The sequence below is a fragment of the bacterium genome (assembly GCA_035559435.1).
Classification (GTDB): Bacteria; Zixibacteria; MSB-5A5; order WJJR01; family WJJR01; genus JACQFV01.
Window position 1 is genome coordinate 52,165 of record DATMBC010000050.1, and the last position, 11,513, is coordinate 63,677.

At 63.4% G+C, this 11,513-nt stretch carries 10 protein-coding genes; 2 read left to right on the forward strand and 8 right to left on the reverse strand.

Annotation, left to right across the window (positions count from 1 at the left end):
* The first annotated feature begins 1 nt into the window (after nt 1).
* Nucleotides 2-910, forward strand: coding sequence for a CBS domain-containing protein (locus VNN55_05740; protein HWO57048.1), 909 nt, complete (start codon nt 2-4; stop codon nt 908-910).
* Nucleotides 911-1,021: 111 nt separating this feature from the next.
* Here VNN55_05740 and VNN55_05745 read toward each other — a convergent pair whose 3' ends face one another.
* The 4 genes from VNN55_05745 to VNN55_05760 all read right to left on the reverse strand — a co-directional run bounded on the left by VNN55_05745 (nt 1,022) and on the right by VNN55_05760 (nt 7,326).
* Nucleotides 1,022-2,929 (reverse strand): oligopeptide transporter, OPT family, encoded by a 1,908-nt coding sequence (locus VNN55_05745; GenBank protein ID HWO57049.1) that lies wholly within the window; start codon nt 2,927-2,929, stop codon nt 1,022-1,024.
* Complete coding sequence (locus tag VNN55_05750; GenBank protein HWO57050.1) at nt 2,926-5,433, reverse strand: YfhO family protein; 2,508 nt, start codon at nt 5,431-5,433, stop codon at nt 2,926-2,928. Before VNN55_05750 ends, VNN55_05745 begins: the two co-directional genes overlap by 4 nt.
* Nucleotides 5,434-5,532: 99 nt before the next feature.
* Nucleotides 5,533-6,081 carry an SET domain-containing protein-lysine N-methyltransferase gene (locus VNN55_05755; protein HWO57051.1) on the reverse strand — a complete coding sequence of 183 codons (549 nt, stop codon included), beginning with the start codon at nt 6,079-6,081 and terminating at the stop codon, nt 5,533-5,535.
* A 243-nt stretch (nt 6,082-6,324) separates the two neighbouring features.
* Entirely contained in the window at nt 6,325-7,326 is a 1,002-nt protein-coding gene (locus VNN55_05760) for an isocitrate dehydrogenase (NAD(+)) (protein HWO57052.1), read from the reverse strand.
* Between the two features lie 91 nt (nt 7,327-7,417).
* On the opposite strand from VNN55_05760, the gene VNN55_05765 reads away from it, so the two are divergent.
* On the forward strand, nt 7,418-8,080 hold the full coding sequence (locus VNN55_05765; protein ID HWO57053.1) for a DedA family protein: 663 nt from the start codon (nt 7,418-7,420) through the stop codon (nt 8,078-8,080).
* 33 nt (nt 8,081-8,113) lie between these two features.
* Here VNN55_05765 and VNN55_05770 read toward each other — a convergent pair whose 3' ends face one another.
* The 4 genes from VNN55_05770 to VNN55_05785 form a co-directional block, all read right to left on the reverse strand.
* Nucleotides 8,114-8,482: a response regulator gene (locus VNN55_05770; GenBank protein ID HWO57054.1), complete on the reverse strand. Its 369-nt coding sequence runs from the start codon at nt 8,480-8,482 to the stop codon at nt 8,114-8,116.
* A gap of 100 nt (nt 8,483-8,582) precedes the next feature.
* On the reverse strand, nt 8,583-9,758 hold the full coding sequence (hflX, locus tag VNN55_05775; protein ID HWO57055.1) for a GTPase HflX: 1,176 nt from the start codon (nt 9,756-9,758) through the stop codon (nt 8,583-8,585).
* A 46-nt stretch (nt 9,759-9,804) separates the two neighbouring features.
* A complete protein-coding gene (locus VNN55_05780; protein HWO57056.1) occupies nt 9,805-11,136 on the reverse strand; it encodes a peptidylprolyl isomerase in 1,332 nt (443 codons plus the stop codon).
* A gap of 46 nt (nt 11,137-11,182) precedes the next feature.
* A partial coding sequence (locus VNN55_05785) for a hypothetical protein (protein ID HWO57057.1) occupies nt 11,183-11,513 on the reverse strand: 331 nt, incomplete at its 5' end.

An 11,513-nucleotide genomic window follows, 5' to 3' on the forward strand; every position in this document is an offset into this window, starting at 1 on the left:
CATGCGTTTGGCAGCCATGTTGGATCCGGCGCTGGTCGCGCCCGACCTGCGCGCCGAGTCGAAGGCCGGAGCCATCTCCGAGCTGATGGACCTGGTCGTCCGGAAGTATCCGGAGATCGACCGCGGCGGCGTCCTCGCCTCCATCGCCGACCGTGAGGAGATTGAGAACACCTCCTTCGGACGCTGTTTTGCCTTCCCCCATGCCCGGACCGATCTGGTCAAGGAAATGCTGGTCGCCATCGGCATCTCCAAGAAGGGCATCAAAGCGCCCACCCCCGATGGCCGTCCGCTGCATGTGGTCTGCCTGCTGCTGACGCCGCGCAATATCGCGCAGCTGTACCTGCAAACCCTCTCCGGGCTGGCCCAACTGGCCCGCGATGAGCAGATCCTTGGCAAGTTGATCAGCGCTCCGAATGCCGAGGCGCTGGTCCGCGTGATCTGGGAGACCGGGCTGACCATCCGCAAGCAACTGACCGTGCGCGACCTGATGCACCGCGACGTGGTGACCGTCTCGCCCGACGATTCGCTCAAGGACGTCGCCAACAAACTCTATCGCTACAAGGTGTCGGGCATGCCCGTGGTTGACGCCGAAGGCAAGCCGGTGGGCATGATCTCGGAGCGACACCTGATCAAGGCCGCCCTCCCCAACTTCGAATCGCTGATCCAGAATCTGTCGCTGTCCCCCGACACGGAGCCGTTCGACGATCTCCTGCGCCGCGAGGATGAGATCAAAGTCAAAGACATCATGACCACCCGCCTCTACACCACCACCGAGGACACGCCGATTGTCGAGGTGGCGGCGCTCATGCTCTTCCGCAACATCCGCCGCATTCCGGTCATCAATGAGGATGGCCGATTAGCCGGCCTGATCCTGCGACGGGATATTGTGAGCAAGGTGATCCGGGGCTGAGCCCGGAACCGTCATGCGGCCTCGCGAACCCCGCGGTGCCGCCCGTTTTTTCACCGATATCGACGGAAAGACTCAGAGCGACAGGACAGCGAAACTGATGCGGCCGAAGGCTCAGGCCGTCTTCCGTCCCGGGCGCCACAGCGTCCAGGCGAGGAACCCAAACAAGGCCAACGCCAGCCAGCCGGAGAAGGAGCCGGCCCATTCTTCACCGATCCCTTCCGGAAGGCCGACAAAATAAATCCAGGCGGCCAGCCCCACGCGCACCAGTCCGACCCCGGCGATGAATCCCGATCCCAGCAGGACACCACGATCGCGATCGCCGCTGTCGCCGTTGGCCCGGCCGCGACGGTCCACCAGCCAGCGGACCAGGCCGCCGGCAAAGATCGGGGTCATGGTGGTCAGGGGCAGGTAGAGCCCGACGGCAAACGGGAGCGCGGGGATGCGCAGCAGCGCGGCCAGCAGCGCGAAGCCCGCCCCGATGAAGACCAGCGTCCACGGCAGCTGCGCGAAAAGCACACCCTCGATCACCGTCTTCATCAGCATCGCCTGCGGCGCCGGCAGCGCGACCGTGCCAAACCCATAAGCGTGATGCAGCACGTCGACCGCGTACGCCACGCCCCAGGCCGACGTGATCGCGCCGATGAATTCGCCCAACTGTTGCTTGTAAGGGGTCGCGCCGACCAGATAGCCGGTCTTCAAATCCTGCGACATGTCACCGGCAATCGATGACGCGACGCACACGACGGTGCCGATTGACAGCGCCGTCATCTGCCCGAGCCCATCGGTCCAACCGAGCAGGTAAAACACGAACGAGGTGCCCAGCAAGGTCACGATCGTCATGCCCGAGACCGGATTCGACGAGACACCGATCAGGCCAACGATGCGCGACGAGACGGTCACGAAGAAGAAGGCGAAGATGCAGATCGCCAGCGCGACGACGATTCGTGCGGCGATGGTCTCGAATCCGCCGACCAGATGCGGGATAAACACGATCGCCGCGGCGATCGCCAGCACCAGCCCGAGGACGATCCGCATCGACAAATCGCGCTCGGTGCGCGGTCGGGATGTGTCGCCCGCCGTTCCGTGACGGAGCCCGCGCAATCCCAGTTTGAATGACTGCACCATGGTTGGAACGGCTTTGATGATGGTCATGATGCCGGCCATCGCCACCGCCCCGGCGCCGAGATAGCGAATGTATTTCCCCCAGATTTCCTGAGTCGTCATGTCCGGCAGCAGTTTAGCGGTCTCCGGAAAGAGCGGCGCCGTCAGCGTGGTGCCATACCAATGGAGGATCGGGATCAGCACGACCCAGGACAACCCCGCGCCGGCGACCATCACCGCGGCAATCCGCGGGCCGAGAATGAAGCCGACTCCCAGCAGCGCCGGTGACGCTTCCAGGCCCACCTCGGCCTTCGGGAGACCGATGATCCCGGTACGCGGCGACTCCTTCCACAGGCGCAAGAATCCAAGACCGAATTCGTAGATCCCCGCCAGTGCCATTCCGAGAAACAGCGGTCGCGATTGCGCGCCATGACCCTCCGCGCTCTCGAGGACCTCCGCGCAGGCGGTCCCTTCCGGGTAAGGAAGATTCTTGTGCTCCTGCACGATCAGATACTGGCGCAACGGGATCATGATCGCCGTCCCCAGCACCCCGCCCAGCAAGGCCAACAGGGAGATGTACAGGAAGGACGGGGCCACGCCCCAGAGATACAGCGCCGGGATAGTGAAGATGGTGCCGGAGGCCAGGGATGACGATGCCGAGCCGATCGTCTGCGAGAGATTGTGCTCAAGAATGGTCGATCTTCCGCCGGCCATCCGAAAAGCGCGGAACATCGCAATGGTCATGACCGCGATCGGAATCGAGGTTGAAACCGTCAGGCCCGCCTTCAACCCGAGGTACGTGTTGGCGGCGCCGAACAGCACGCCGAAGATGACGCCGGCGACCGCCGACTTGACGGTGAACTCAGCGAGTGACTCGGTTGGCGCGACGAACGGTCGGAAGTCGTTGCGGTCCGTCATTTGACGTGTGCCGGGCTCGGTTTGTGGTCGATGGCGTTGAGGGTGGTCGAACCGGTGCGGACCGCCCACACGGTTCCCGCCAGCAGAATCACGCCGCAGACCAGCGAGATCCAGACCGACATCGAGAAGACCTTGTTATGGAACGCAAAGGTCACCCGGTGCGTGCCGGCCTTGGCCTCCACGGCGCGGAACGCATAATCGGCGCGGTAAATCGGCAGCGATTGCCCATTCTCATCGGTGGCGTGCCAGCAGGGGTAGTAATTCTCCGACAGCCAGAGAATCCCGTCGCGGTCGGCGGTGTATTCGACCACAAAGCGATCGACATCCCATTCGATCACCCGCGCGGGGGTAAACGGCGCCTCCGACGCGCTCGCTTCGCTGGGCGGCAATTGGCTCAGCGCCTGGTCGAGGATGAGGCGGCTCCGGTACGGGAACGCCGGATCGCGCAGGCGCGCCAAGGTGGCGTTGGAGTCCGGCTCCACCTCGTACTGGTAGAAGACCGCCGCGCGCGGCAACGCGTCCTCGTTGCGATACAGGTACAACCCCTGCGTCTGCCCGACCAGCGTCAATCCCGCCTCGTTTCCCTGTTGTGGCGAGACAATGAACACGGTGTTTAAGAGGTTGCGCGTGGCGCGGTTGGTCATCAGCGCCGGGGACGCATCATGCCGTCCGACAAAGTTGTCATGCAAGAGCAGATGGTTGCCATGCATGGCGGTGGCGGAGAGCTCTTCGATGCCATGCAGCGCCAGGTAGTTGTCCTCCAACGTGCGAGGCAAATTCAGCACCCGGAACGGCTGCTTCGGGGCGTTGCCGCGGATGAGGCCGAGAATCGGACGCTCGCCGTAGAACTGGTTAACCTGCGCGGGGGTGATCGTTTCGACAAAGCGCGCGTCGAATTGCCACAGCGGCAGCACCGCCAGCGCCGACAGTCCGGCGGTCAGCCCGGTTGTGCCCAACGAGCCGCCGCGACGCAACCGGAACAGCCCGACCAGTCCCCACACGACGACCAGGCCGATCAGGAAGCCGATGCGGACGTGATTCTCGTTGTTGGTGATCGCCATCGCCTTCTCGGTCGTGAGGGCGCCGCCGGTCAGCGACAACCAGCCGCTCATGAACGTCGAGCCGCCGATCAGTCCGATGATGGCGATCGCCGAATAGGCGAAGGCCACGATCATCATCGTGTTCATCGGGTCTTTCGCCTTTTTGCCCGTCGCCGACGGCTGTCCGCGGAACTGTCCGAGCACATCCAGCGCCCGCGCCGCCATGACGACCCACGAGAAGGCAAAGAGGAAACAGATCATCGAGGGCGCGCGAAACTTCTTCACCCCGGGCACGAACTCGAAGAACAATCGAAACACGGGCGTGGAATCGCCCAGCGCGTGGAGGAGCGCGACGATCGAGAGCCCGGCGAAAAACCACATCATCGGCGAGCGGGCAACGAGAATCGCGACGAGCGCGAGCATCACCGCCATCACACCGACCGCCTCGGAATTCAGCTTGAACGGATTGTCGCCCCAGTAGGTCGCCGGTTCGGTGGCCAGGTTCGCCCCGGGCAGAGCGGGGTTTAGTTGCGACAGCGCTTCCTCTGAGTGCATCGCCCAGGAGGACGACCATTCATAGCCGCCGCCTTCGCTGTGCTGAATGCGCTGCGAGTGCTTGTTGAGGTACTGATAGGGAGCCATCCATTGCATGGCGGCGGCGCCCACCGCCAGCGCGACGGCAATGGCGAAGGCGCCGACCGGCGCGGCAATCTTGGCCGGTTGGAAACGGTACTGATCCCAGAGCAGGAAGATGAAGTAGGCCCCCAGCCCCCAGGCGGCGTAGTAGGACATCTGCACATGCGCCGTCAGAATCATCAGCGCATACACCAGCCCGAAGCCAAGAAACCAGGGAATCCGTCGCGTGGTCACTCCGCGGTGAACCATCAAGAACGCCAGGGGCGTGAGCGCGGTCACATAGACTTTGCCGTCATGCCCCGGATAGAACAGCGACACCAGGCACGGGGTGAACATGTAGAGCAGGCCGCCAATGAACGACGCCTGGTCGCTGCGCCCCTGCGCGCGCAGAAACAGGAACATGAACACGCCGGCCAGGAAGATGTGCAGGATGAGCTTGAACCCCAGCGCATAGGTCACCGGCAGGATGATCTGCAGGATGGCGGCCGGGTAGAAGATGTCGCCGTGCATCGCGTCGACAAATGGCAGGCCCGCGTGGATGTAGGGATTCCACAGCGGCATGCGGAAATGCTCCTGCCAGAAGTCGGCGTAGAAAGTCCGGAAGAACACCCCGGCCGACATCGTGTCCGTGCCGTAGATCATTCGTCCCGGGAAAAAGAGCGCATTGGAGAAGAAGATCACGGTCAGAACGCCATAGGCGATAATCGCCCAGCGCAATGGGTGCAGGGCGATCCGGTCGGCAAAGGACAGTCCCGCCGCGGCCGGGCGTTCGGGTTTGTGGATTGGCTTGCTGGTGCCCTTTTTGGCGGGCGAAGGGTCTTTGGCCATGCGCCGAAGTTAGCCGATGGCGCGGCCGCAACCAAGACACAAAAAAAGGCAGGGCGGCCTGTCGCCGCCCTGCAATCGTCGCGTCAAGCCAACAATGCGCTAACGCCGTGATCTCTTTGGCGCCTTCCCCCGACGCTTCCCATTTCCGTTGCCGTTGCCGTTGTTCTTCTTGCGCGGCGGCGTCAGCAGCGTGCCGCGGCAGATGCGCGCGCCGCATTTGCACGCGTACCGCTTGCGCCACTGCTTGCCGTAGGGGCCATCGCACTCCAGATGGTAATCATAGGTCAGTTCCGCGCCCGGCTGGATGTTCTTCAGCGCCTCCACGAAGATACGACCATCCTCGTTGACCGACTCGCAATTGGGATCGCAGGAGTGATTGATGTACTTGGCGCGGTTGCCCCAGCGGGTGGCGTCGATGACCACCTTTTCGTCGACCGTGAACAGATAGGTCGTGGGGTTCTCCATCGCATCTTCATCGTAGCGCTCCTCCGCCTCTTCGTGCGAGATGCGCTGGCCGATGTACTCGATGATGCGCTGACCCTTGCGGATGCGCCGGGTGGCGTAGGCGCCCCAGCCATGGATGCGCGACTTGCGGATGACAAAGGGGGGATCGCTGGGCTTGTTGCCGTTTCGATGTCCGTTCTGCATGTCGGTCTCGGTCTCCTGCCAAACGGCGTTCGGGAATACGTCAGTCGGGTTTCGGATCATTGCGCTGCCGGGCACCAAATTGCGCATCCCGCTGCATGCGCCATGGGGACACACTCGCGACCACGTTACCATCGCGTTACGCCGCAACAAGTTACGCGCGGCCTGCGACGCACGGGTCCCCATGTAAGCAGGGGTGATGCCATGCCGATAGCTACGGTCGATGGCAACTCGAATAAGCGCGACTTATTTCAACTCGGCGATGATCGCATCGGCAAATTGGGCGGTCGTGGCCTGCCCGCCCAGATCGGGCGTCCGCACTCGACCCGCCTTCATAACCGCGAAGGCGCTGTCCTTGATCCGGTCGGCGATGTCGTCGCGGTTGAGGTGGCGCAACATCATGATCGCGGAGAACAGCACCGCCAGCGGATTGGCGATGCCCTTGCCGGCGATGTCCGGCGCCGATCCGTGCACGGCCTCAAAAACCGCGTACTGATCGCCGTAATTGGCGCCCGGGACCACACCCAGACCGCCGACCAACCCCGCGGCCAGGTCCGACACGATGTCGCCATAGAGGTTCGAAAGCAGCAGCACGTCGAAGCGATGCGGGTCCATGACCAGCTTCATGCAGAGGGCGTCGACGATCTGATCCTCGAACTCGATGTCGGGGTATTCGGCGGCCACCCGTCGCGCCGACTCGAGGAATAGTCCGTCGGTCAACTTCATGATGTTGGCCTTGTGCACGGCGGTCACCTTGCGACGATGGCGGCGGCGCGCATACTCAAAGGCAAACCGCGCGATCCGTTCCGACGCCAGCGAGGTGATGATCTTGATCGAGGCGGTCACCCCCGGCACGACCACATGTTCGATGCCGGCATACAAGTCCTCTGTGTTCTCGCGGACGATGATCAGGTCGATGTTCTCGTAGCGCGACGGGATCCCGGCGAGGTTGCGCACCGGGCGCAGATTGGCGTAGAGGTCCAGTTCCTTGCGCAACGTGACGTTGGCCGAGGCGAACCCCTTGCCGACCAGCGTGGTCAACGGACCTTTGAGCGCGGTCTTGTTCCGCCGGATCGACTCCAGCACGGAGTCGGGCACCGCCTTGTTATGCTGCGCGAAGACCTTCATCCCCGCCTCTTGGATCTCCCATTCAATATTGGCGCCGGCCGCGTCGATGATGCGCACCGCGGCTTCGGTGATCTCCGGTCCAATGCCGTCCCCTGGTATCAACGTCACACGTGTCGTCATTCCGTCCCTTCTTCCCGCTTTGACATCCTCATCGGACTCAGGTTAACTTGTCCTGCCCCCGCTCGTCCCGGGGCGGACACGGGGTGAAATAATGGAGTTTCTGACCGGAATCCTCGACATTTTCCTGCACCTCGACCGCCATCTCAACGAGATCATCGCGCTCTACGGCACCTGGACCTACGTGATCTTGTTTCTGATTATCTTCGCCGAGACCGGGCTGGTGGTGACTCCGTTTCTGCCCGGTGATTCGCTGTTGTTCGCCGCCGGGGCGCTGGCGGCGACCGGCCCGCTGGACCCTGTCCCGCTGACGCTGCTTCTGACGCTGGCGGCGGTGCTGGGGGATTCGGCGAATTACGCCATCGGCAACTACATCGGCCCGCGCGCCTTCCACAATCCCAACTCGCGCATCTTCCGCAAGGAGTACCTCGATCGCACCCATCGCTTTTATGAGAAGTACGGCGGCCGCACCATCATCATCGCTCGCTTTGTCCCGATCGTGCGCACCTTTGCCCCGTTCGTGGCCGGCGTGGGCACGATGAGTTATCCGCGGTTCATGAGTTTCAACGTGATCGGCGGGATGGCCTGGGTGATCATCTTCATCTGGGCGGGTTACTGGTTCGGCAACATCCCCGCGGTGCAGCGCAACTTCGGCTTTGTCGTGATCGCCATCATCATCCTGTCGGTGGTTCCGATCGGCGTCGAGTGGGTCAAGCACCGGCGCGAACAGAAAAAAGGCGCGCTCCCGTCACCTTGAGCGCGCCTTCGACAGCGAAACGCTGTCCCCAATTCAGCGGACGAAGAATCGATCGAGGATGTCTTTGATGTCGTTCATGCGAAACGGCTTCATCAGGAAGCCATCGGCCCTGCCCGCCGGGCCCTGATTTTCGGCCTCGGTCAGGTTGAAACCGCTGATCAAGACGACCGGCAGTTTCGGGTGCTTGTCTTTTAACGCGGCAATCAATTCGGTGCCGTTCATCTTCGGCATCCGCATGTCGGTGATCACCAGCCCGATGTTCTCCTGTTCCAGCTTGCGAAGCGCGTCCTCGCCATCGGTGGCGCGGACACTGTCCACGGCGAAGACTTCCAGCATGTCGGCCAGCAGACTCGACATGTTGGGATTGTCCTCGACAACCAGGATTTTGCGTACGGACGACATCCTATCTGTGTTGTCGTCTGCCGCCGGGGGTTTCTCCACCCCGGTGTAGGGGGTTTTTGACAGAGAGTGGGAGTATGGGACAAATCCCATACCAGCCGGGTCATTGCGGGGCAGCATTATCCCAGCGGACCCGGGCGCGGGCGGTCCGGGACCGCGGACGGACCGGCACGTCGGGCCGACGGTCGGCGGCCCCCACAATCACATCGATGAGCCGATCGACCCCGGTGCCGGTGGCCGCGGAGATGGCCACCACATCGCCCGAGGGACGGTCGTGGGAAAACGGCGCCACCGGGCCGCCGTTGAGGCGGTCGATCTTGTTGAGCACATAGATGCGCGGCACCCGTTCCGCCCTGATCTCGCGCAGCGAAGTCTCGACTTCATCGAGGGCGTGCTCATAATACGGGTCGGCGTAATCGACCACGATCAGGATCAGGTCGGCCGCCGCAACCTCGTTGAGGGTGGCGCGAAAGGCGGCGAACAGAAGCGCCGGCAACTTGCGGATAAAGCCGATGGTGTCGGTCAATAGGATCCGTCGCCGTCCGCCGTAGGCGAGGATCCGGGTCGTGGGGTCCAACGTGCAGAACAGGCGATCCTCGGCCCAGACTTTCGCCCGGGTCAGACGGTTGAAGAGCGTCGACTTGCCGGCGTTGGTGTACCCGACCAGAACGACCCGGAAGAGGTCCTCCCGTCCGCGCCGCTGCACTTCCCGCTCCGAATCGATGCTCTCCAGTTGCTTCTTCAGTTTCTGGATGCGCCGTCCGACCAGCCGCCGGTCGGTCTCCAGCTGCGTTTCGCCGGGGCCGCGGGTGCCGATGCCGCCCTCGTGACGGGTCATGTGCGTCCACTGGCCGGTCAGCCGCGGATAGAGGTACTGGTATTGGGCCAGTTCGACCTGGGTCCGCGCCTCCTTGGTGTGGGCGTGCCGGGCAAAGATTGACAGGATCAGCGTCGGACGGTCGATGACATGGCGGTTGAGCCGCGCGTCGAGATTGCGCATCTGCGCCGGGGAGAGTTCGTCGTCGAAGACGATAAGATTGGCGTTCTGCTCGATCGCCAGAGTCTCGATTTCCGCGAGCTTGCCAGTGCCGACCAGGTGGGCGGCATGCGGACGACCGCGCTGGGTTACCCGTCCGACTTCGATCCCGCCGGCCGATTCCAGCAGCCGCGAGAGTTCGTCCAGCGATTCGGTCATCTGCTCGACCGTCACCGACACACGGCCGAAACCGACCAGAATGGCGCGTTCTTGTCCGAGGGGGCGATTGAAGATGGCGTTCATTCAATATCGGCGGGGATAAGCGGAGTTCCCCGCCCATCCCGTGCGGTTACCGTTTCTCCATGTCCACGGTGACGGAGGCGGCCAGCGGCCGAACTTCGACATAGGTATCTTCGCGGATCTTGGCCAGCCAGTCGCTGACCACTTTGTTGGTCTTGTCCTGCCGGGCGATGTCCTTAATCCGGTCCCAATCGGCAGCGAGATCAAGCGTGCGCTGCTCGCGCCGATCCAACACGCGCAGTATATGCCAGCCGAATCGGGTCTTGACCGGGCCGATGATGTCGCCCGGCTGCGACGTCTCGAGGGCCGCCCGGAACTCGGGGAACATCTCCTCTATCGGGTACCAGCCCAATTCGCCGCAATTCTTGCGTGATTCCTCGTCGGTGGAGTAGGCCTGCGCCAGCGCGCAGAACTGGGCGCTGTCGCGCGCCGCCAGCGCGATCGAATCGGCGCGAGCAAGCACCGCCGCGGTGTCGGCGGCCGTCGGCGCCAACCCGAGAAAGATGTGACGCACATGAACCCGTTCGCGGTCCTTCTCCAGACATTGAATCAGGTGCAGCCCGATGTCGGTGCGCACCACTCCCGAGACCTGCCCGGGGGTCAGCTGGAACGCCGCATCCTCAAACGGGCCGACCAGATCGCCCTTGGCAAGCCAGCCCAGATCGCCGCCGGTGGGCGCGGTCGGGTCTTCCGAGTACTTGCGCGCCGCTTCGGCGAAGTCCAGGCCGCCCTGAATCTCGCCGAGGATCGCCGTCAGCCGCGACCGGACCGCCTCCTGCGAAGCGGGCGTCACCTCGACGGTGAGCAGAATATGCGACAGCTTGATCGCCGCCGGTTGCGCCGGCAGCGAATCGCGAAACTTGTTGTAGAACTCGCGCACTTCGCCGTTGGAGACATTGACCTCGGCCAGTTTGCGCTGGATCAACTTCTGCTTGAGCAATTGGTTTTCGACATCCCGCCGGAACCGGACCCGCAGGTCACGCTCCGAGAGCCCCTCGCGGACCAACGCGGCGCGGAATTCCTCCTCGCTGTCAAACCGACGGCGCATGTCGGCGATGTGGTCTTCCAGCGCGGCGTCGATCTCGCGTGCCTCGATGCGCATGGTCGTGTCCTTCTCCGCCACCAGCAGGATCAATTGGTCGTTGATCATCTGCTCGAGCATCATCCGTCCGATGGTGTCACGGACCCCCGGATCGGCAAGGTCGCGCTTGGCCTGCATGGCATAGAGCGTCGTCTGCGCCTCCCACTCCGACCGCAGGATGATGCGATCGCCGACGATGGCGATCGGCTCTTCCAGCACCTCCCGTTGCGCCAACGCCGTTGACACCATGCCGGCCGCGAGGGCCAGCGCCAGACACGGTATGCCGATTGATTTGTTCACGCCAAAGTTCCTCGGATTCTGATACGCCGCGCCGCCGCCGGCCGCCTCAATGGACGCTCCCGGTGTCGATGTCGCCGCCGGGGCCGGTCAGGCCACTCTTGAGCACTTCCTGGTTGACGCTGACCGGGTAGACGGTCCGCATCGAGTCGATATAAGCGACAAAGACCGAATCGCGCCGCATGCGCTGAATTGTTTCGAAAATATCGGTGGCGGCCTCCTCATAGGGACGCAGCCGCGCGGGCCGAGTCTCGATCAACTGAATCAGCGAGTACTGATCGACACCCGCCAGCGGGCCGGTCCACTCGCCCGGCTTCAACTTCGAGGCCGGCTCGTAAAAGTCCGGCCACGCGGTCGGCGTCACCCAGCCGATGTCCCCG